Source organism: Brevibacterium sp. CS2 (genome assembly GCF_005280295.1).
In the GTDB taxonomy this organism is placed as follows: domain Bacteria; phylum Actinomycetota; class Actinomycetes; order Actinomycetales; family Brevibacteriaceae; genus Brevibacterium; species Brevibacterium pityocampae.
In genome coordinates, this window is record NZ_CP040020.1 from 752,452 (window position 1) to 773,652 (window position 21,201).

General features: G+C 69.7%; 19 protein-coding genes and 2 pseudogenes. 9 read left to right on the forward strand and 12 right to left on the reverse strand.

Features of this window, described 5'->3' with window-relative positions:
• Window position 1 precedes the first annotated feature (1 nt).
• The 4 genes and pseudogenes from FDF13_RS14640 to FDF13_RS03280 all read right to left on the reverse strand — a co-directional run bounded on the left by FDF13_RS14640 (window position 2) and on the right by FDF13_RS03280 (window position 3,105).
• Complete coding sequence (locus FDF13_RS14640) at window positions 2-166, reverse strand: hypothetical protein (RefSeq protein WP_175406782.1); 165 nt, start codon at window positions 164-166, stop codon at window positions 2-4.
• An 81-nt stretch (window positions 167-247) separates the two neighbouring features.
• Window positions 248-472: pseudogene (locus tag FDF13_RS15540) on the reverse strand (hypothetical protein); the annotation flags it as partial.
• A gap of 377 nt (window positions 473-849) precedes the next feature.
• Window positions 850-1,554: pseudogene (locus FDF13_RS15545) on the reverse strand (PQQ-binding-like beta-propeller repeat protein); the annotation flags it as partial.
• Window positions 1,555-1,821: 267 nt separating this feature from the next.
• The gene (locus FDF13_RS03280; RefSeq protein ID WP_175406840.1) at window positions 1,822-3,105 is read right to left on the reverse strand and encodes an acyl-CoA dehydrogenase family protein; all 1,284 of its coding nucleotides are present in this window, start codon (window positions 3,103-3,105) and stop codon (window positions 1,822-1,824) included.
• Window positions 3,106-3,321: 216 nt separating this feature from the next.
• Here FDF13_RS03280 and FDF13_RS14645 point away from each other — a divergent pair, with 216 nt between their 5' ends.
• Window positions 3,322-3,750 carry a hypothetical protein gene (locus FDF13_RS14645; protein ID WP_175406841.1) on the forward strand — a complete coding sequence of 143 codons (429 nt, stop codon included), beginning with the start codon at window positions 3,322-3,324 and terminating at the stop codon, window positions 3,748-3,750.
• Window positions 3,747-4,721 (forward strand): hypothetical protein, encoded by a 975-nt coding sequence (locus tag FDF13_RS14650; RefSeq protein ID WP_175406842.1) that lies wholly within the window; start codon window positions 3,747-3,749, stop codon window positions 4,719-4,721. Before FDF13_RS14645 ends, FDF13_RS14650 begins: the two co-directional genes overlap by 4 nt.
• Before the next feature lie 255 nt (window positions 4,722-4,976).
• Here FDF13_RS14650 and FDF13_RS03290 read toward each other — a convergent pair whose 3' ends face one another.
• Both FDF13_RS03290 and FDF13_RS03295 read right to left on the reverse strand, forming a co-directional pair.
• Window positions 4,977-7,055: a 3-hydroxyacyl-CoA dehydrogenase NAD-binding domain-containing protein gene (locus FDF13_RS03290; RefSeq protein ID WP_137318435.1), complete on the reverse strand. Its 2,079-nt coding sequence runs from the start codon at window positions 7,053-7,055 to the stop codon at window positions 4,977-4,979.
• Window positions 7,056-7,273: 218 nt separating this feature from the next.
• Window positions 7,274-8,524, reverse strand: coding sequence for a glutaminase (locus FDF13_RS03295; RefSeq protein ID WP_137318436.1), 1,251 nt, complete (start codon window positions 8,522-8,524; stop codon window positions 7,274-7,276).
• A 355-nt stretch (window positions 8,525-8,879) separates the two neighbouring features.
• On the opposite strand from FDF13_RS03295, the gene FDF13_RS03300 reads away from it, so the two are divergent.
• Both FDF13_RS03300 and FDF13_RS03305 read left to right on the forward strand, forming a co-directional pair.
• Window positions 8,880-9,662 carry an SDR family oxidoreductase gene (locus FDF13_RS03300; protein WP_137318437.1) on the forward strand — a complete coding sequence of 261 codons (783 nt, stop codon included), beginning with the start codon at window positions 8,880-8,882 and terminating at the stop codon, window positions 9,660-9,662.
• A 1-nt stretch (window position 9,663) separates the two neighbouring features.
• The gene (locus FDF13_RS03305) at window positions 9,664-10,734 is read left to right on the forward strand and encodes a hypothetical protein (RefSeq protein WP_137318438.1); all 1,071 of its coding nucleotides are present in this window, start codon (window positions 9,664-9,666) and stop codon (window positions 10,732-10,734) included.
• A 62-nt stretch (window positions 10,735-10,796) separates the two neighbouring features.
• Here the strand turns inward: FDF13_RS03305 and FDF13_RS03310 are convergent, their stop codons facing one another.
• From FDF13_RS03310 to FDF13_RS03330, 5 genes are all read right to left on the reverse strand, one after another.
• Window positions 10,797-11,054, reverse strand: coding sequence for a Txe/YoeB family addiction module toxin (locus tag FDF13_RS03310; protein WP_101652830.1), 258 nt, complete (start codon window positions 11,052-11,054; stop codon window positions 10,797-10,799).
• Window positions 11,055-11,057: 3 nt separating this feature from the next.
• Window positions 11,058-11,315, reverse strand: coding sequence for a type II toxin-antitoxin system Phd/YefM family antitoxin (locus tag FDF13_RS03315; protein ID WP_137318439.1), 258 nt, complete (start codon window positions 11,313-11,315; stop codon window positions 11,058-11,060).
• A gap of 57 nt (window positions 11,316-11,372) precedes the next feature.
• Window positions 11,373-12,584: a glycosyltransferase gene (locus tag FDF13_RS03320; RefSeq protein ID WP_217494894.1), complete on the reverse strand. Its 1,212-nt coding sequence runs from the start codon at window positions 12,582-12,584 to the stop codon at window positions 11,373-11,375.
• Window positions 12,577-13,803: a hypothetical protein gene (locus FDF13_RS03325; RefSeq protein ID WP_137318441.1), complete on the reverse strand. Its 1,227-nt coding sequence runs from the start codon at window positions 13,801-13,803 to the stop codon at window positions 12,577-12,579. The genes FDF13_RS03320 and FDF13_RS03325 overlap by 8 nt, the downstream gene beginning before the upstream one ends.
• Before the next feature lie 128 nt (window positions 13,804-13,931).
• Complete coding sequence (locus FDF13_RS03330) at window positions 13,932-14,870, reverse strand: WcbI family polysaccharide biosynthesis putative acetyltransferase (protein ID WP_217494895.1); 939 nt, start codon at window positions 14,868-14,870, stop codon at window positions 13,932-13,934.
• Between the two features lie 135 nt (window positions 14,871-15,005).
• Between FDF13_RS03330 and FDF13_RS03335 the strand changes: the two genes are divergently transcribed.
• The 5 genes from FDF13_RS03335 to FDF13_RS03355 are packed head-to-tail and all read left to right on the forward strand — an operon-like array spanning window position 15,006 to window position 20,208.
• Entirely contained in the window at window positions 15,006-16,226 is a 1,221-nt protein-coding gene (locus tag FDF13_RS03335) for a glycosyltransferase family 1 protein (protein WP_175406844.1), read from the forward strand.
• An 11-nt stretch (window positions 16,227-16,237) separates the two neighbouring features.
• Entirely contained in the window at window positions 16,238-17,383 is a 1,146-nt protein-coding gene (locus FDF13_RS03340) for a glycosyltransferase (protein ID WP_217494896.1), read from the forward strand.
• Complete coding sequence (locus FDF13_RS03345) at window positions 17,380-18,339, forward strand: glycosyltransferase (protein ID WP_137318443.1); 960 nt, start codon at window positions 17,380-17,382, stop codon at window positions 18,337-18,339. Before FDF13_RS03340 ends, FDF13_RS03345 begins: the two co-directional genes overlap by 4 nt.
• Window positions 18,336-19,169 (forward strand): galactosyltransferase-related protein, encoded by an 834-nt coding sequence (locus FDF13_RS03350; RefSeq protein ID WP_137318444.1) that lies wholly within the window; start codon window positions 18,336-18,338, stop codon window positions 19,167-19,169. The genes FDF13_RS03345 and FDF13_RS03350 overlap by 4 nt, the downstream gene beginning before the upstream one ends.
• A 58-nt stretch (window positions 19,170-19,227) precedes the next feature.
• A complete protein-coding gene (locus tag FDF13_RS03355; RefSeq protein WP_137318445.1) occupies window positions 19,228-20,208 on the forward strand; it encodes a DNA cytosine methyltransferase in 981 nt (326 codons plus the stop codon).
• Here FDF13_RS03355 and FDF13_RS03360 read toward each other — a convergent pair.
• Complete coding sequence (locus FDF13_RS03360; protein ID WP_137318446.1) at window positions 20,191-21,144, reverse strand: NaeI family type II restriction endonuclease; 954 nt, start codon at window positions 21,142-21,144, stop codon at window positions 20,191-20,193. The two genes, FDF13_RS03355 and FDF13_RS03360, sit on opposite strands and share 18 nt — an antisense overlap.
• Between the last annotated feature and the right edge of the window lie 57 nt (window positions 21,145-21,201).

The following is a 21,201-nucleotide window of genomic DNA, read 5'->3' on the forward strand; positions in this document are numbered from 1 at the left end:
GTCAGCCTCCGGTGACGGTCCAGAGCCGCGAGGTCCGGTCCTCGGTGACGAGAAGGAAGCGGGTGGTCGAGCTCAGGGAGGCGAAGTCGGCGACGTCGAGGGAGTCGTGCGCCTCGCCCGTGGCCGCATCGTAGAAGGTCAGCTCTCCGTCGTCGACGACCGGCACGAGGTCGAGGTCCGGCAGGTAGCCCTGCCCGCCCCACGGGTCGGATCCGCCCTGCGCCTCGGAGGCCCACACGACCTCGCCGCTCGCGGCATCGAACGCGGTGACGGAGCTGTCGACGGTCGGGACGACGACGACCGGACCCTCGGGCCCGTCGACGGCGGCGTACTGGGCTCCCCGATGTCGGATTCGGGCGTCGCGTACTCGAGGACGCTCTCCGGTGCCTGCTCCTCCGATTGCCAGGCGATCGCCGCGAGGTCGGAGCCCCAGTACGCCACGGTCGAGGCGAACAGCTGCACCATGATGCATGCCCCCTCACCGGTCGGGGTGAAGACCGGCTGTGCCGTGCACACCGGATCGAAGGTGTCCTCGAGATCGAGGGCCGCGTACGCCTCGGCGTGCTCCTCCGGATCGAGTGGAGTGAGCGCACCGGCGTCGCTCATCGGGAGACCCTCCGGCACTGTCAGGAACGCCTGTCTCTGCACGAGCCCGCTGTACGGATCATCCGGATCCTGCGCGCCGTACACGTAGACCGCGGTGCTCGGGTCTCCCGTGGGCACCACCGAGAACCATTCGACGCCGGTGTCGTCGGCCGTGCGGAGCTCGGTGAGGTCGAGCGTCGTGTGCTCCCCGGTCGCGAGGTCGACGCGGGTGAGCATCGAGCTGCCGTCGTCAGCCCATGGAAGCAGCCCGTACGAGCGGTCCGGGGAGATGCTCAAGGTGGACCCGCCGAACGGCAGGCCGCCCGCACCGACGGTGAGGGCCGGCCACGCCTCCTCGCCGGTCGCGGGGTCGAGTGCGATGACGAGCGGATCGCCGTCGGCGCCGGTCGTGCAGCTGTCCTTCTTCATCGCCATGAAGTACTCGAGGAGGATGACGTCGCCTTCCTCCAGCACCGTGCCGGTCGCGGTGGTCGACGGGCCGAAGCCCCAGTCCTCATGGCACCCTGCTCCGGCCTCGGCGGGCGCGAATCGCCACGCCTCCGCACCGTCGGTCCACTGGCGGGCGACGAGCTCACCGGACAGGTCGTCGATGATGACGATGTCGCCGGAGGAGTAGGCGACGGGCGCGGACATCATCTCGTCGTCGAGCTGCACCCGCTCGGCCCACAGCTCGGTGCCCTGATTGTCGATCGCGCGGAGCTGCCCGTTCGACCAGTCGACGAGCAGCGCACGATCGCGCCCATCGTCGGTGAGGACGTGACCGCTGTAGTCGAGATCGATCGGCTCGGACAGCGCGGGCGGCTCCGGCGATGGGGAGGCCGATTCCTCGGGGGCCGGGGCCGTCCCGCTCTCCGCTCCTCCGGAGCATCCGGCGACCAGCACGAGCACGAGAAACGCCCCGGCGGCGGCGGCGAGCCTCGGTCCGACACGGGGGATCTGCACGGTCATGGCGGGCCTTCCGGTGGTCCGATTCTCGGTCTGCTCCCTCGATTATGCCCGAACCGACGGCCGGGTGACCTGCGCGCAGACTCGCTCGGCCCGCCATCGATCGGTCGATCTACACATCTATAGCGTCATCACAATAGATGCCCAGAGAGCCGAACCCCCCGCCCCATCGACTGTGCATCCGGCCGCGCACACGACGAGCGCGCGGGCAACGGGCGTTCGCCGTGGCTGCCCGCACGCTCTCGAAGTCGACTGCAGAGGTGCTGGAGATCAGTGCTGCGTCAGCTCGTGGCGGCCGACCACCATGTGGTGCACCTCGTCCGGGCCGTCGGCGAAGCGCAGGTGCCGCACGTCCGCGTACAGCTCGGGCAGCGGCGTGAACTGCGACATGCCGTAGGCGCCGTGGATCTGGATCGCCTGGTCGATGATCTGGCAGGCCTTCTCCGGGACGTGCGCCTTGGCCATCGAGACCCAGACGCGGGCTTCCTTGTTGCCCAGCACGTCCATGGCCTTCGCCGCCTTGAGCACCAGCAGGCGCATCGATTCGATGTCGATGCGCGCACGGGAGATCTTCTCGATGTTCCCGCCGAGCTTGGACAGCGGCTGGCCGAACGCGGTCCGCGAGTTGCCGCGCTTGACCATGTAGTCCAGCGCGACCTCGGCTTTGCCGATGGTGCGCATGCAGTGGTGGATGCGGCCGGGGCCCAGGCGGAGCTGGGAGATCTCGAAGCCGCGGCCCTCGCCGAGGAGCATGTTGGACTCCGGGACGCGCACGTCGGTGAACCGGATGTGCATGTGTCCGCGGGGGGCGTGGTCCTCTCCGAAGACGTGCATCGGGCCGACGATCTCGACCCCCGGGGTGTCGATGGGCACGAGGATCTGCGAGTGGTTCTGACCGCGCGGACCGTCGTCGTTGGTCCTGACCATCGTGATCATGATCTTGCAGCGCGGGTCTCCGGCACCGGAGATGTAGTGCTTCTCGCCGTTGATCACCCACTCGCCGTTCTCCAGCACTGCCCGGGTCGCGACGTTCTTGGCATCCGAGGTGGCGACGTCCGGCTCCGTCATGGCGTAGGCCGAACGGATCTCGCCGTTGAGCAGCGGCTTCAGCCACTGCTCCTTCTGCTCGGGCGTACCGACCCGCTCGAGGACCTCCATGTTGCCGGTGTCCGGTGCGGAGCAGTTCATCGTCTCCGAGGCCAAGGGGCTCTTGCCGAGCTCGATCGCGATGTAGGCGTAGTCGAGGTTCGACAGACCGTCACCGGTCTCCGCGTCGGGCAGGAAGAAGTTCCACAGCCCCTCCTCCTTCGCCTTGTCCTTGGCCTTCTGCAGGACCTCGAGCTGTCCCGGCGCGAAGCTCCAGCGGTCTGCGTGGCCCTCACCGAGCTTGACGAACTCCGCGTACATCGGGTCGACGGTGTCCTTGATGAACCGCTTCACGTGGTTGAGCAGCGGCAGTGCATCTTCGGACATGCGCAGGTCATTCAGTGCGTCCTGGGGATCGGTGCTGCCGACCTCGACGTGGTCCTTGGTGCCTTCTTCTGCGAACTTCATCTCTCGCCCTCCTTGGCGTCATGGGTTCCAGGCGGCGGGCTGAAGGGCGGCGAGGACTCGACCCGGCGCCACGTCGACCCATCCGACTCTGGATGGTCGCTGCTGCCAGCTTCTCATACGGCGAGCCCCGATCGCCTCTTCTATACGTCTATAGCGCTATGACAATAGGTTCGTATCGGTGCGAATCTTCCGGGCACGAAGATCAAGCTCAACCACATGTCCCGGTGGGCCGCCGCGCCCGCCTCGCTCCTCGCACTCACCGTCGTCGCCGGCTGCGGCGACCCCGGCCAGGCCGGCGGTCCGGCCGGTGATGAGAGCTCCGCGGGCGCCTCGGCGGAGCCCTCCTCCCGGGAGACGACCGAGGCCGCAGGCGCCGCGCCGCGCCTCGCCGTGACCTATGACGGCGGGGTCATGGTGCTCGACGGCGAGTCCCTCGAGGTCCTCGACACCTTCCCCGCCGAGGGCTTCACCCGCCTCAACCCGGCCGGCGACAACCGGCACCTGTTCCTCACCGAGGCGACTCCTTCCGGCTCCTCGACCTCGGCACATGGTCCGAGCCGCACGGCGACCACGCCCACGCCTACACCACCGACCCGCTCCTCACCGAGCAGCGCATCACCGGCAGCCACCCGGGCCACCTCGTGAACCACGACGGGCGGAGCCTCGCGTTCTTCGACGGCACGGGGGAGATGCACCTGTTCGACCCCGCGAACCTCCCCGCCGACTCCCCGATCGACACCACGGTCACCACCACGGACGAGGCGCACCACGGTGTCGCCGTGCCCCGCGCCGACGACTCCACCGTCGTCACGATCGGGAACGAGGAGTCCCGTTCGGGTGTGAAGATCGTCGACGAGGCGGGCGAGACGGTCGCGGAGAGCACCGGCTGCCCGGGCGTCCACGGGGAGGCGGTCGCAGAGGGCGGGGTCATCACCGTCGGGTGCGAGGACGGCCTCCTCATCATCGACGGCGAGAAGATCCGCAAAGTCGATTCCCCCGACGACTACGGCCGGATCGGCAACCAGTTCGGCAGCGAGCGCTCCCCCGTGGTGCTCGGCGACTACAAGGTCGACGAGGACGCCGAGCTCGAGCGACCCACCCGCGTCACCCTCACCGACACCGGATCCGGCGAGCTGCGCCTCGTCGATCTCCCCGCCTCGTACTCCTTCCGCTCGCTGGCCCGCGGACCGGAGGGCGAGGCGCTCGTCCTCGGCACCGACGGCACGCTCCGGGTCATCGACCCCGCATCCGCCGAGGTGACCCGGGAGATCGAGGTGACCGAGCCGTGGGAGGAGCCGGTCGAGTGGCAGGAGCCGCGCCCCACCGTCCACGTCGCCGGTGACGAGGTGCTCGTCACCGAACCCGGCACGCAGACGCTCCATGTCGTCGACATCGGCGCCGGCGAGGTGACGCGGAGCAGTGAGCTGCCCGAGGTGCCCAATGAGGTGGGCAGCGCCTCCGGGAAGGCCCCCGCTGCCGACCACGCTCATGACCACGGCGATCACGAGGGGCACGATCATGGCGAGGAGGGGCACGGACACGAAGGTCATGACCACGGCCACGAGCACAGCGAGGACGACCATGACCACGGTGACCACGAGGGGCACGACCACTGACGACCGCTTCGGTCCATGACAGAGCGCGCGACGTCCCGGCTCCGGCTCGACTGCACTGCCCGGAACCGAGCTCAGGACAATATCGACGAATCTAGCCTCCACCCGATAGTCCGGTAGCGAGGGATAGCCGAGGGCCCGGGGAAGGAGATCCTTCCCCGGGCCCTCACACATCACCGGCACCTCACCGCGGAACCGGCCGGTGCTCACGACGGAGCCGGCCGGCTCCTCGGCATGCGGCTCACCGCGCGGAGGTCCTCACAGCTCGGAGATGCGTCCGCCCTCGGCGACGACCTTCTCGAGCAGCGGCGAGGGGGTGAAGTCGGAACCGTACTTCTCCTCGTAGAAGCGCAGCCGCTCGAGCACGTGCTCGGCACCGAGCTGGTCGGCGTAGAACATCGGGCCGCCCCGGTAGACCGGCCAGCCGTAGCCGTTGACGTAGATGACGTCGATGTCGGAGGCGCGCACCGCCTTGCCCTCCTCGAGGATGTGCAGGCCCTCGTTGATCATCGGCAGGGTGCAGCGCTCGAAGATCTCCTCCTCGGAGATCTCGCGCGGCTCCACACCCTCCTTGGCCCGGAAGTCCTCGATGATCTTCGCCGCCACCGGGGACGGTGTGGCCTTCCGGTTCTCGTCGTAGTCGTAGTACCCGGCACCGGTCTTCTGCCCGCGCCGGTCCATCTCGCAGAGCACCTCGCGGACGGTGCGCCCGGCGGATTCTTCCTTGCGCCAGCCGATGTCCAGGCCGGCGAGGTCGCTCATCTGGTAGGGCCCCATCGGCAGTCCGAAGTTCGTGACCGCGGTGTCGATGTCCCAGGGCATCGCGCCCTCCATGAGCAGGCGCTCGGACTCGCGGCGGCGCGCGTAGAGGATCCGGTTGCCGACGAACCCGGGGCACACGCCGACGAGTGCCGGGATCTTGCCGATCTTCTTCGCCAGCGCCATCACCGTGGCGATGACCTCCTTCGAGGTGTGGTCGGCGCGGACGACCTCGAGGAGCTTCATGACGTTGGCCGGGGAGAAGAAGTGCATGCCGATGACGGCCTCGGGGCGCTCGGTCACCGCGGCGATCTCGTCGATGTCGAGGCCGGAGGTGTTCGTCGCCAGGATCGCGCCGGGCTTGCAGATCGCGTCGAGCTCGGTGAAGATGCTCTTCTTCACGTCCATGAGCTCGAACACCGCCTCGATGACGAGGTCGACGGAGGCGAGGTCGTCCTTGGTGAGCGACCCGGTGATGAGTCCCATCCGCTCCTCGACCTGGGCTGAGGTGATGCGGCCCTTCGACGCGGTGCGCTCGTAGTTCTTGCGGATCACACCGAGCCCGCGCTCGAGCGCCTCGGGCTGCTGCTCGACGATGGTCACCGGGATGCCGGCGTTGGCGAAGTTCATCGCGATGCCGCCGCCCATCGTGCCCGCACCGATGATGCCGACGGACTCGACGGGGATGCGCGGGGTGTCGCGCGGGACGTCGGGCACCTTGGCCGCGGCGCGCTCGGCGAAGAAGTAGTAGCGCTGGGCGGCGGACTCGGGGCTGCTGACGAGTTCGGCGAACAGCGTCTTCTCGACCTCGCGGCCCTCGTCGAAGGGGCGGTTCACTGCCGCTTCCACGCACTGCACGATCGCCTCGGGGGCCTTGAAGCCGCGGAACTTCCGGGCGTGCTTCTTCCGGAAGTCGGCGAAGAGCTCCGGCTTGTCGCGGTCGGCGGCGACCTTGTCGTCGCGGTCGCGCACGCGGCGCAGCTCGCCGCCCTCGGCCACCACCCGGCGGGCGAACGCGATCGCGTCCTCGCGCAGGGACTCGTCCGGGACGACCTCGTCGACGACCCCGTACTCCGCGGCCTCGGCCACGGGCACGTGACGCCCGGTGATCATCCAGTCGAGCGCCACCTCGGCGCCGGTGAGGCGCGGCAGGCGCTGGGTGCCGCCGGCTCCGGGCAGCAGGCCGAGGTGCACCTCGGGCAGGCCGACCTTCGCGGACTGCGCGGCGACCCGGTAGTGGGCGCAGAGCGCGGTCTCGAGGCCGCCGCCGAGTGCGGTGCCGTGGATCGCGGCGACGATCGGCTTGGGCGAGTTGTCCATGATCTCGCGCTCGTCGGGACCGGTCTGCTCGGTCTTGTCGCCGCCGAACTCGGAGATGTCGGCGCCGGCGATGAATGTCCGGCCGGCGCAGATGAGGACGATCGCCTGCACGGCGTCGTCGTCGATGGCCGCGGTGAATCCCTGCTGCAGTCCGGCGCGCACGGCGGCGGACAGGGCGTTGACCGGGGGCGAATCCAGGGTGAGGACGGCGATCCCGTCCTCGATGCTCAGCGTGACGACTTCATTGATCTGTTTCACGGGGTTCCTCCTCGTCGAGTGCATTCGTCCCCATCGTATGCAGTGATGCGGGTCACGCGGAAAGCCGGGCACATCGTGGGACGCGGGCGCTCCCGAGGTGCCCGCCGGGTCGACGGGGCTTGCCCGGAAGGGGCCGGTGACCGAGCCGGCCGGGCACCGCGCGAGCCGGCCGATCCCGAGGCGCCCACCGGGTCACCCAGCCGGGTCACGCGGCCGGGTCAGGCCACCGGGTCGGGGGTCTCCGGCCGGGTCCCGTCGCCGAGGTCGGGGCCCGGCAACCGGCCCTCCGGATCGCGGAGCATCACCCGGTGCCCGTCGCCGCGCAGCCGGCGCATCCCCTCGAGGATCATGCGTCGGCCCACATCGTGCACCCGCCCCACCCGTGCCAGGTCGACGACGACGGTGCCGGAGGGCACGGCGCAGTCGACCGCCGCGCGGAGGAAGGCCTCCCCGCCGTTGAAATCGAGGGGTCCCTGGAGGGCGATGGTCGTCGCGGCATCGGTGACCTCGACCTCGCGCACGGCGGTGTCGCCCGTCGGCTCCGCGCCCATGAGGTGCATCCCCATGTCCTCGGACAGGCGCTGGAAGATCTTCACCCCGCGCACGCTGTTGCCCTGCGGGTCGAGCGGCGGGGAGAAGGTCGCCAGGCCCAGCCGGCCGGGCAGGGTGCCGAGCAGGCCGCCGGCGACACCGGATTTGGCAGGGATCCCGACGGTCGTCATCCAGCGGCCCGCGGCGTTGTACATCCCCGCCGAGGCCATCACCGCCTGCACCTGCCGGCACACCGCCTGTGAGAACACCCGCTGTCCGGTGATCGGCTGGATGCCGCCGTTGGCCAGGGTCGCGGCCATGACGGCCAGATCACGGACGGTGACGAGCACCGCGCACTGGCGGATGTAGCTCGTCACCGCGTGCTCGGCGGTGTCGGTCACCACGCCGGTGTCGCGGAGCATGTAGGCCATCGCCATGCTGTAATCGGAGTGGGCGAGCTCGGACTCCGCGACCCGCTCGTCGATGCTCAGCTGCCGCCCGGCGAGCGCGGAGAACCGGTCGAGGAGCAGGCCCACCCGCGAGTCGACGCTCGCGGACCGTCCACCGATGAGCTGGGTGACGGCGATCGCGCCGACGTTGATCATCGGGTTGTCCGGCCGGCCGGTCTCCTCGTCGAGCGAGATGTCGTTGAACGCCTCGCCCGAGGGCTCCATCCCCACCCGGGCGTCGACGACCTCGGGCCCGCGCTCCTCGAGGGCGACGGCGTAGGCGAAGGGCTTGGAGATCGACTGGATCGAGAACGCGTGCTCGTCATCGCCCACGCTGTAGAGGTCGCCGGACGCCGTGCAGAGTGCTGCGCCGAGCAGCTCCCGGTCGACCTCGGAGAGCACGGGGATGTAGTCGGCGACCTCCCCGCCGGTCGCGGAGCGGGCATCGGTGATGATCTCGGTGAGGTAGTCGGAGATCGGGCTCTTCATCGTCTCGCCTTCCGTCGCGGTCGCCGTCCTCGCCGGTGAGCGGCGAGGACCGGCACGTGCGGTTCTCATTATAGGGGACGGGGCGGCTCGGCCCGGCTCCGCGGCGGGTTGACCCCGGGCCGATGGCGAGGTGGGCGCGGGCCGATGGCGGGTTGACCCGGGGCCGGCCGCGAGGTGGGCGCGGCCCGGGCACCTTCTCACCGGAGTATCCGCGCATCTAGGGACATCACGATATTCACCTATCGGGTCGTAGCGGGCCGGAGGGTTACGGTGGATCCGGCAGCCCGGCGACCCCGGGCCGGCCCTCGGTCGGCCCGCCCGGATCCGCCGCTTCCCACGCTCACCAGGAGGACCCATGTCCCGCAACATCGTCGTCACCGGAGCCGCCTCGGGCATCGGCAAGGCCACCGCCGAACTCCTCGCCTCCCGCGGTGACACCGTCATCACCGTCGACCTCCGGGATGCGGACATCACCGCCGATCTCACCGACGACGCCGCGATCGCGCAGGTCGTCGAGCAGATCACCGAGCGCACCGGCGGCACCCTCGACGGGCTCGTCGCCAACGCCGGGGTGTCGGCGAACAACGAGCTCTCGCTGCTCGTCAACTACTTCGGCACCGTTGCGCTCATCGAGGGCCTGCGCCCGCTGCTCGCCCGCTCCGAGGCCCCGCGGATCTCCGTGACGAGCTCGGCGGCGACCCTGCAGGGCAACGACCCCGAGCTCGTCGACCTCCTGCTCGCCGGCGACCGTGATGCGGCGGTGGAGCGCGGGAAGGCGCTCGCCGCGCAGAGCCAGGCGGGCTATGCGAACTACTCGAGCTCGAAGCGCGCGATCTCCCGCTGGGTGCGCCGCGTCGCCCCGACGGCGGACTACGCCGGCGCCGGGATCGGGATCAACGCCGTGGGCCCCGGCCAGGTCCGCACCGCGATGACCGCGGAGCTGCTCTCCACCGAGGAGGGTCGGAAGATGGTCGAGGCCGCGATGCCCAGCCCCTACGGCGGTCCGGCCGAGGCCGTGGACATCGCCGAGGTGCACGCGTTCCTCGTCTCCCCCGGCAACGCCCGCATGACCGGCCAGGTCGTGTTCGTCGACAGCGGCTTCGACGCGGTGAGCCGCGGCGACGACATCTGGAGCTGAGATGAGCACGGACGGCCCCGCGTCCGAACCACCGACCGCCGAGCTGCGCGACCCGATCGAGAAGCTCGACGCGCAGCGCCGGACCCGCCGGCAGAACATCCTCGTCACCCTCGCGTGGATGCTCCACTGGGTGCTGCGCATGGGGCTCGCCGCGATGCTCCTGGTCTACGGCTGGTCGAAGGTCGTGCTCATGCAGATGGGGCTCCCCGACCACGGGGACGCGCTGACCCAGTTCGGCGAGATGAGCCCGATGGGCCTGCTGTGGCGGTTCATGGCGTACTCGCCGGTGGTCCAGTGCCTGGCCGGGGTCGCCGAGGTGCTCGCCGCCGCCCTCCTCCTGTTCCGGCGGACCGTGTGGCTGGGGGCGCTGCTCGCGGTCGCGGACATGGCCGTCGTGTTCCTCCTCAACATGGCCTACGACGTCCCGGTCAAGCAGCTCGCCGGGGTCTTGGGCGTGGTCGGGATCATCATCCTCCTGCCGTTCCTGCCCCGGTTGCTGCGCTTCGCCGCGGGACGGGCGACCGGTCCCGCGCTGCTCCCCACGCCCATCCCCTGGCCGCGCCTCGCCCGCTTCACCCGCTGGCTCGGTGCGATCGTCGCCGTCGTCGCGGTCGCCGGTTCCGGCGCGGTGCTCGTGTGGTCCGCACAGGGGATCTCCCGGGTCGACGGCCCGCTGCCCGGGGTGTACCGTGTGGTCGAGGACGCCCGGGAGCCGGCCGCGCAGCTCGCCGAGGACGACCGCTGGCAGCAGGTGGCGTTCGGCCAGTGGGACTACCACGACGGCCGCGGGCGGGTGGGCATCCGCTATGCGAACGGCGACTTCCAGAGCGGGACCTATCGCCTCGACGGCGAAACGGTGACGTTCTCGCTCGACCGGATCCGCGAGGGCAGCCAGCCGCTGGGCCGCAACGACTACGTCGCGGGTTTCGACCTCACGTGGGAAGAGCGGCCCGACGGCCGGATCGCGCTCACCGGCGACCGGGTGGACATCGTCATCGAATCCGACACCGAGGCGCGCTACCTGTTCGACCGCGACTTCAGCTGGGCACCGCGCCCGCCGATCAATCGGTAGGGTTCGGCCGGGCGCGTTGCGGTTGATCGCGGCGGCAGCCAGGTCGATTGCGTTCGTCGCGCTTATCCGTAGTGATATCGACAGGCTGCGATGCGGATCTCATCGCGAGCGAGTTTGTAGACGAGTCGATGCTCATCGGTGATGCGCCGGGACCAGTATCCTGCGAAATCGTGTTTGAGGGGTTCCGGTTTACCGATCCCCTCGTTGCCGTTGCGCTCGATCTCCTTGATCAGGCGATTGATGCGTTTGAGTACCTTTCGGTCCTGTGCCTGCCACCACAGGTAGTCCTCCCATGCACCTTCATCCCACACCAGAAGCATGCTTCAGTCGGTCTCGATGAGTTCGTGCGCCTGCCCGCGATCGGCTTCAAGTCGTTCCATTGCATCCAGCAGTCGACGGGCGTTGGCCGGCGATCGCATGAGATAGGCGGTTTCGCGAAGCGATTCGTAATCCGCCAAGGAAACAATGACGACCGGCTCATGGCCGGCGCGCGTGATGACGACCGCCTCCCGATCATTGGTGACATCGTCGAGCACTTTCGCATAATTGGCCCGTGAATCTGTGTAGCTCATCGTCTTCATCGCAACCCCCTGTACAGATAATTGTACGTCTGATCGAGTTCACCGACAACAGTCACGTCACTCCGCGAACCGAGTACCCGCCTCCCGGAACTCGTCCTCGAGGCGGAGCGGAGTAGTGAGCACCGGCCATTCCCGGTCGAGCCTCGTCACCTGATGCTCGCCTCGGGCGAGTGCTCGCCGAGGAGTGATGCGGAGCAGCGCTTCTCCCTCGGGACCGAGCACCTCGGCATACCCGCCGAGGCGCGACACCTCTTCGCACACCGCTTGGAGTCCGCCGGCAGGGATCCGGCACGCGCGCAGCAGCTCGACATCGAACCGGGGCCGGACCCGGCCGCTCCCGGCCGGGCCCGGATCATCCGCCGTACGCACCCGCGGGTCCGCGGCGAACACTGCGGGCACCGCGTCGAGCTCGACGTGCACATCGCCCGCGGCCAGCAGCTCTGCCACCACCGGCACGGCGATCCCGGGGTCGGTCTCCCCCGCCCAGCGCACCCGGATGTCGGGCACCGCGTTGACGACCCCGGCCGGGCGCATGATCGGATGGGTGATCCGGGAGGCGAGCGCCACGCTCTCCCGGTTCTTCTCCGCGATCGCCGCCGCTCGGTCCTCCGCGCGTCCACCCCAGTCCGCGCCCAGGTGCACCGCCTGCGCCGCCGGTTCGTGCCTCAGGTCGATCCCGGCGAGCCAGGCCTGCCAACCGAGCTCCCAGTCCTCGCCGCCGTAACCCACGAGCGAGCCGTCGAAGCCGCCCACCTGCTCGAACACCGCCCGAGTGCAGGACAGCACGGCGGAGATGACGAACCGGAACCCGGTGTCGTCGACCGCCCGCAGATCATCGGTGTACCCCCACGCCGCGCGCAGCCACGCGGGCTCCCCGAGGTCGCGCACCGCACCGGCCTCCCCGGTCACGAGGTGCCGGCGGCTGCCGACGACGAGCACCCGGGGTTCGACCCGGAGCCGCGCGACGACGGCGTCGAGGTAGCCGGGTTCGGGGATCGTGTCGCCGTCGAGGAAGGCGAGCACCGCGCCCGAGGCCACCGCCGCACCGAGGTTCCGCGCCGCCGCCGCCCGGAAGCCGCGATCCTCCTGCCGGACCACGCGGACGTGCGCGGGCACCTCGGGCGGGGTGGCGGAGCCGTCGTCGGCGACGACGACTTCGATCTCACCGGCGTAGGTCTGGGCGGTGATGCCGTCGAGCACCTGGGCGAGCCCGTTCGGGTTCTCGTAGTACGGGATGATCACCGAGACCCGAGGTCGGTCCTCACTCACAGGAGTGCCCCGCTCGTTCGAGCTCGCTCCACAGCTGCGAGTAGGCGGCAGCGAGCTCGGGCCAGCCCCAGGCCGGTGGCGGCTCGGCGCACCAGGTGCGCGCTGGTTCGGCGAGCAGCGAGGCGATCACGGAACCGAGATCCGCAGCACCCTGACCCGCGGCGCTTCCCGGGTCGTCATGCCCGACCTCAACAACCTGCTCGGCAGCTCCCTCACCGGCGAGCACCACACGCTCACGCCAGCGCTCGGCGATCTCGCGCATGTAGGGGCCGTCGGCGACGACGACCCGCCGGTTGTGGGCGATCCACGTGTTGAGCGAGCCCGAGGCGGACACGTGCCGGTGCGGGCACACGGGCACGGTGATCGCATCGAGTGCGGCGGCGAGCTCGCTGTCCGGGACGTACCCGGTGACCTCGAAGTCGACGCCGCGCTCCTCGGCGAGCGCGCTCAGCTGCGCGGCGTAGTCGTCGTGACCGGCGGCGACGGCACCGAGCGCGCGCACGCGGACGCCGGCGGGAACCGCCTCGATAACCCGCTCGTAGCCCTTGCCCGGGTAAACGAAGCCGAGGAGCCCGACGGTCGGAACCGCCCCGCGGTCCGCCTCGCCCCCCTCCCGCCGGCCTGCCGCGGCCGGCGGCTGCGGGCGCGGATCCTCGATCGGCAGGGGGATGACGGAGGCGTCGCTGTCGAAGAAGGCGGCCTCGTGCGCGGAGTTCACCACGACCGCATCGGCCTGCTCGGCGAGCGCGGCGTACCCGCGTGCCCGGCGGGCGTACCGCTCCTCGCCCTCGGCGGGCTGGGGCACGTCGTGGACCGAGACCGTGAGCCGCGGCCGGTCCTCCGCCTCACCGATCCGCCCCTCGGTCTCGCCGGCCCGGCGGCTCTCCTCACCCGTCCCGCTCACAGCCTGCGCGGCCTCACCTGCCGGGGCGCCGCCGTCGGCCGGATCGTAGAGCAGCCCTGCGACAGGGCCCGGCCGCCGCGCCTCGGCGACGAGTCGGGCGACGGCACGCGCCGCGGCCTCGGGGTCGGACCCGAACAGGTGGTCGGTGAAGGTCACGTGGATGATGTTCGCCTCGACCGGCGGGGGCGGCGTCAGGTCCTCCCGGTCGCCGAGGTGCACGAGCCGGTGGGTGAAACCGCCGGGCGAGGATGTGCAGGCGTCGACGAGCGCGAGCCCGTACCGCGTGACCCCGTGGTGGGGCGGGCCGACGACCACGTGACACACCACCGGCCGCGCGGCGGCTGCCACGACACCCGGGGAGTCGCTCGATGCTCCGACCGAGCCCCGGTCGGGACCCTGGCCCGTGCCCCGGTCCGGACCCCGGCCCGAGCCTTCGGTCGCGTTCACAGCCGGAGCCCCAGGAGCTCGAGCCGGTCGCGGTGGCGGATCAACGCGTTGTCCACGAGGCCGGGCCGGGAGGCGTAGAACTCGAGGTGGGCGCGGGCCACCTCGGCCTCGGTGAGCGTCGTCGGCGGGGTGCCGGACAGCCGCCACTCACCGGCGGAGGCATCCGGGCGCAGGACCGCGTCGAGCACCCGCGCGTGCTCCGGGTCGACCGGCGCCTCGACCGCGCCGAGCAGCTCACGGCCCGGATCCCCCACCGGGGAATCGATCCCCAGCCGCTCGCACACCCGGGCGGCGAGCGCGGTGAGGGTGGCGTTGTCGGGGTGGTTGATCGTGTGCCAGTGCGGGTGGGCGGCGAGCACGTCCGACATCCGGATGGTGTCGTGGTGGTCCTCGCGGCGGCGCAGCTGGTCGAGCGACTCCTCCTCGGAGTCGCGCAGCGCCTGCTCGGTGAGAGCGTGGTCGACGGGCGCCTCGAGCCCCTGTGCGGCGGCGACGATGGTGCGGAGGTCGTGGTAGGGCACGAGGGGCGGGTCGAGCGAGGGGTCGACCGGGTCGCGGGCGATGACCTGGTACGGGTGCAGGCCGGCATAGCGCAGGGCGGGCACCCGCACGCTCACCGCGGAGCGAGCGAGCTGCGCCTCGAGCTGTCGGGTGCCGGCGGGCAGACCGCGGTAGTCGTCGCGGATGGGCTGGACGACGAGCACGTCGAGGCGCGGCAGGAGTTCCGTGACGTGTCGGATATCGTCCGCGGTCCACTCGAAGGCCGGGGGAACGCGTATGGTGTCAATAGCAAGGGTGCTTGTCAGGAGCACGCGGATCGACTCCGCCTGGCAGTTGCCCACCACGATGCCGAACGGTCGATCATCGCTCCTGGTCAGAGCGGCGTTGAGGCTGTAGAAGTCGGCGTAGTGGCGGGTGCGTCCGGAAATGCTCACGCCTGCATCCTATCCGCGCCGCTTCGTCGTCCCGAGTTCGCCGGGCGGCCGAGGTGCGACAATCGACCTTGAAACGAGGGAGTGGGCGCATCATCGAGCGACCTTGAACCACCGATTCACCGGAAGGAGAGGACCATGCGCACGTCACCCGCTGCACCCGCCCTGCAGGCCGGCGCGGCTCGCGTCACCGTCGCGGCGATCCCCGCCGATCACCCGTACGTCGCCGCGGTCCTCCCCGCCTCCCGCTGGTCCGACATCGCGGCCTTCGCCCCCGAACCTCCTCCCGGCACCCGCGCCGGGGCCTGGTTCCCGCACCCCGCGCTCGAACCCGGGTGGTTGCGGGCGCATACGGAGGCGGTCGACCTCGTCCACATCCACTTCGGCTTCGAGCACTGCTCGCCGGAGCGGATCCGCGAGTTCGTCGACGAGTGCGCGGCCACCGCGACCCGGCTCGTCGTCACCGTCCACGACCTCGACAATCCGCACCTCACCGAGCAGGCCGACCACCACGCGCGGCTTACCGACCTCATCCGCGCCGCGGAATCGGTCATCACGCTCACTCCTGCTGCCGCCGCCCGCATCGCCGCCCGGCTGGGTGTCGCCGCCGAGGTGATCCCCCACCCGTTCATCGTCGACCCGGGCACCGCCCGCCGGGTCGTCGCGGCCGCCGCAGCGCGCCGGACCGGGAACCGAGTGGGCCTGTTCCTCAAGAGCATGCGCCACAACACCGCCACGGATCCGGGGTTCCACCGCGCGCTGGCCGACGGCCTCCAGGCGGGCAGGGCCGAGCTCCACGTCCACGTCCACGAGGACGCCGCGCAGCACCCGCTCGTCACCGCGCTCGCGACGACGTGGGGCGAAGGCCTGCACGTCCACCCGCGCATGGACGACGCCGCGCTCTTCGCCGCGGTCGCGGAGTACGACGCCGTCGTCCTGCCCTACATCCGCGGCTCCCACTCCGGCTGGCTCGAGATGTGCCGCGACCTCGCCGTCACCGTCGTCGCCCCCGACTGCGGCTACTACGCCGACCAGGCCGACCGGCCGGGCGGGGTCGTGTCCTATGCCACCGGGGCGGGCGCCTCGGCGGCGGCGGCGGCCCTCACCGCGCTCGCCGGCGGCCCGCTGCCCTACGGCGGGGACCGCGAGCGCGAGTACGCGGAGATCGTCCGCGCGCACCACCGGATCTACACCGGTAGGCCCGCCGCCGAGGTGCCCGCCGGCGCAGCACCCTCCGAACCTGCCGACAGCGCAGCGACCCCAGTGCCCGGGCCGGCCGCCGGACCGGGGTCCCCGGCGCCCGGCACTGCAGCGGCCGCGGCATCGCGCGTGCCCGCTCCCCGGGCGGCGACGCCGTGAGGGTCGCGGTCGTGGGGCCGTCGCGCCTGCCGATCGCCCCGCCGTTCGGGGGCGGTCTCGAGGTGTTCGTCGACCGGCTCGTCGTAGGCCTGGCGGCCGCCGGGGTGGAGGTCGATCTGTTCGCCGCACGCGGCTCGAACGGGCACAGCACCGCCCTCGAGTTCCCCGGCGTCGATTGGACCGGGTACGAGCAGCACGCGCGCGACGACGAGTACCCGCCGGGCGCCCGGGAGTCCGAGGCGCATGCGTTCGCCCAGCTGAGAGACCACCTGGAGACCGCGGACTACGACGTCATCCACAACAACAGCACGCACCCGGCGCTGCTCTTCGCCGACCCCGGCCGGCGCGCGCCGATGCTCACCACCCTCCACGTGCCCCCGCAGCGGTCCATCCAGTCCGCGATCGACCGGGTGGGCCCGGATGCCGGGGCGTTCAGCGCGGTGAGCGCGTTCACCGCCGGCCAGTGGCGGCTTCCCGCCCCGGCCCCGGTGATCCACAACGGCGTCGACACCGGCCGGTGGCCGCTCGGCCCCGGTGGGCGCGGCGCGGTCTGGTTCGGGCGGCTGACCCGGGAGAAGGGCCCGCACCATGCGATCGACACGTGCCGGCGCCTGGGCCTGCCGCTCACCCTCATCGGCCGCGCCGCCCAGCCGTCCTATGTCGAGGAGGAGATCCGGCCGCGCCTCGGCGACGACATCCGCTGGCTCGGCACCCTGTCGCCCGACGAGCTCGCACACGAGGTCGGGCAGGCGGACGTCGCGCTCGTCACCCCGGAATGGGACGAGCCGTTCGGCCTGGTGACGATCGAGGCGCTGGCGTGCGGGACGCCGGTGGCGGCGTTCGGCCGCGGCGGGGTGCCCGAAGTGCTCGCCGACACCCCCGACCACATCTCGCGCCCGTCCGACCCGGACGACCTCGCCCGCGCGGTGCGCGCAGCCCTGCGACAGCCCCGCGCGGAGGCCCGGCAGATCGCCGTCGAGCGCTTCGACCTGCGGATCATGATCGACCGCTACCTCGAGGTGTTCGGCCGGCTGGCCGACGGCGGGCCGGCACTTCCCGGACCGCGCCCGGCCGTCGAGTACCCGCGGCTCGCGCACCGCTCCCGCATCGATCGCATCACCGCTCAGCAGCGCTCCGCGCGGAAGTCCGTCCGGTGATCGGCTTCTACGCCCACCACCACGGCACCGGGCACCTGACACGGTGCCGGGAGATCGCCGCGGCGGTCGACGACGACACCACGATCCTGTCCTCGGCGCCGGGTGCGGATCTCGTGCTGCCGATGGATGCCCCGGCCCCCGGGGTCACCGGTGCCGCGCTCGACGCGCACGGGGCCTTCCACTGGACGCCCGCGCACCATGCCGGGCTCGCCGAGCGGATGGCGCAGATCGCCGCCTGGGTGGCCGAGCACCGGCCTCGTGCCTTCCACGTCGATGTGTCCGTCGAGGTCGCGGTGCTCGTGCGCGCCATGGGTGTGCCGGTGACCGTGCAGGCGATGCCCGGTGTGCGTGACGACGCCCCGCACGCTGTGGGGTACCGGGCAGCCGATGCGATCATCGCCGCCTGGCCCGACCGGGTGGAGCTGCCCGAGCACCTGGAGCCGGTGACCGAGCGCGTGCACGCCGTGGGCGGCATCAGTCGGTTCGCCGGCCGGGTGCCCGCTCCCGCCGGGGATAGAGAGCGCACCGGCGTCGTCATCGTCCACGGCGGCGGCGGGACGGACCAGCCGGCCGCGTACTGGGATGCCGTGGCGGAATCGCTCCCGGTGCCGGTCACGGTGATCGGGCCGGGTGCGTGGGTCGACGACCCCTTCGCTCTGCTGTCCGCCGCCGAGGTGGTCGTCACCGCCGCCGGTCAGAACTCGATCGCGGACCTCGCCGTGCTGGGCGCGCGCGCCGTGGTCGTTCCCCAGGACCGGCCGTTCGGGGAGCAGGAGGCCACCGCCCGGGTGGTGTGCGAAGCCGGCCTGGCGGTGGTGCCGGAGTCGGTGCCCGCCGTCGAGGAGTGGGCCGGACTCATCGAGCGCGCGCGGGAGCTGGAGCCGCGCTGGGAGCAGTGGGGCAGTACGGGTGCGGCGCAGCGCGCGGCCCGGATCATCGAGGAGGTCGGACGGTGAACGCGATCCATGTGGTGACCCTGGCCTCGGCCGGGCGGCGGGAGCACGTGCTGCACCAGCTCGAGGCGGTGCACCGGTGGATGCCGGACGCGGCGCACCACACGGTGCTCATCGGCGCGGAGCCGTTCGCCGTGCCGGGCTCCCAGGTCATCGATCGGACCGGGCCGGGTCCGGTGAACCTGGCGCGCGCCCGGAACGTCGCCGGAGATGCGGCCGTGGCCGCCGGGGCGGAGCTCGTCGTGTTCCTCGATGCGGACTGCATGCCCGGGGAGGACCTCTGTTCGGGGTACGCACGCGCGGCGGAGCAGCTGCCGGAGGCGGTGCTTGCCGGCCCGGTGACGTACCTCGCGGCCGATGACCGGCCCTATGATCTCGACCGGCTGGCGGAGTGGACACGCCCGCACGGGGCGCGGCCCAACCCGCCGGAGGACGAGCTGCAGCGGGCAACGGAGGAGGAGTACGAGCTGTTCTGGTCGCTGTCCTTCGCCGTCACCGCAGGGACGTGGCGGGCGCTGCGGCAGCGGTTCGGCGGGTTCTGCGAGGACTACGTGGGCTACGGCGGCGAGGACACCGACTTCGGCATGAATCTGCGGGCCTGCGGGGTGCCACTCGTGTGGGTCGGCGGGGCGCACGCCTACCACCAGTGGCACCCGGTCTCGACGCCGCCGGTGGAGCACCTCGACGCGATCCTCACCAACGCCCATACCTTCTATCGCCGGTGGGGCTTCTGGCCCATGGACGGCTGGCTGCGCACCTTCGAGGACATGGGCCTGGCGCACTTCGACGGGGTGGAGTGGGTTCGAGACACAACACCCCATGTCCGTGGCTGATGTCAGGCTGACGCCAAATACAACATAGACTTCAACCGCAGGACGAGAAAGGAACTCCATGACTACGCAACCCGCGGTACTTGAGATCTGCGCCGGAGCCGGAGGACAGGCATACGGGTTAGAGCTGGCTGGATTCCACCATGAGCTAGCGATAGAGATCGATCACGACGCAGCTGAGACGCTTCGATTGAATAGGCCCGCCTGGAACGTTCATGAAGGCGATGTCCGAGATATCGATGGACGCGACTATAAAGGAATTGACCTCCTAGCAGGCGGGGTTCCGTGCCCACCATTTAGCGCTGCAGGAAAGCAGCTTGGGGCCGACGACGAAAGAGACCTGTTTCCCGAGGCGTTGCGGCTGGTCAAGCAGGCGAGGCCCAGCGCGGTAATGCTGGAGAATGTGAAAGGCCTAGCCTCAGCACGATTTCGCACGTATCGCGATTCAATACTCTCCGAACTTGACCGGCTGGGGTACAACGCGGAATGGCAGCTGCTGTTTAGCTCAGAATACGGCGTTCCGCAGCTTCGGCCAAGATTTATTCTTGTAGCCACCCGCAAAGCGCTATTCAAGCATTTTGCCTGGCCAGGGCCAGTCGGTACACCGCCGACCGTCGGTGAAACACTCTTGCCTGCGATGGCGGAAAACGGGTGGCCGGGCGCTAAAGCCTGGGCGCGGGCCGCCAACAATATCGCTCCAACGATTGTGGGTGGCTCCAAAAAACACGGTGGCGCCGATCTAGGACCGACGCGCGCCAAGGCCGCCTGGCTACAGTTGGGTGTCGACGGCCGCGGAATAGCTAACGAGCCCCCTTCCAGCGAACACCCGGTGGACCACGTCCCAAGACTCACGAACTCCATGGTCGCTTCGATACAGGGCTTCGACCAGGCTTGGCAATTTAGCGGAAGAAAGACTTCAGTTTATCGGCAAATCGGAAACGCGTTCCCGCCACCAGTCGCACAAAAAATCGGCGAGTCCATCAAATCCACCCTCGGCGTAGCCCACAAACGGAATCGATCGAATTTAAGATCCATCGCTTGAGCCTTCACTCGAATTTACCTTCTCCTTTAAATGTGGAGCTGGCTCCGTAACCGACTCTCCAGGTTTAGCCCGCCGCCAACGACGACCGCCGATCAAAACTCCAGTCGAGTCATCAGTAGGTACGACGCGAACAGAAATGTACTCGTCTGCGAGCAGTAGTGGGAGTCCAAAACCAGACGCGATATCTCGATGGTACTTTCCGGAGAGAATGAGATATCCTTCACTTCGGAGCGCTCCGCGCGAACCGCCATTAGACCGAACCCGCTTCTGCGCGTCCAACTGCTTACTCACCGTTGCGACAGCGTTTCTATGAACAATATATCCTTCTGCTTCACGAAATAGTCGATGAGTTCTTTGGGTCCCATATATACTATCGAATATATGCTCAACAGCAGATTCGCTAAGGGTCAGTAGGACATTAGGGCGAAGTTCAGTGTTACGCCAGAGCCATCTAATCGACTGGCGACCCAGCCGATTCAACTGAGTCTTTTGATCTCGATTTACCTTGATCCGGCGAACATCCTCTGTCACTCGTATCAATCCCAGCGACCAACACGATTCTCGGTCGTTCCCCGTTGCAACAAGAGCGAGCTCATCGAACACCTCTGGCGGCAACATCCATCCGCCGTCAATTTGACTCCATTTCGCGTCGACTTCATGCCCGGCGATTCGAAAGTCTGTTTTGTCTCCTCCGCTGAATTGAAATTCACGCTGAGCGTTAATCTCAAACATCGTCCCAAAATGGGTCTTTTCGGTTTTCATCAGTTGACTCCACTGATATCGACCGGTCTCTTGGCCGTTATAGATCATGTCGTAGGTTCGCCTCACAACTCCGGCCCATCGCATGCCGTCGGGGTCCTGTCGCAGAAGCTCAGCAGCAACCTCCTCCATTGCGCTATCAGAAGTATCATGTTGGAAATTGATCGAGTCATTCATACCCTAATTCTACCCCTCTCCGCAGCTCCCGCAGCTCGAAGGGCGTCCAACTCACTT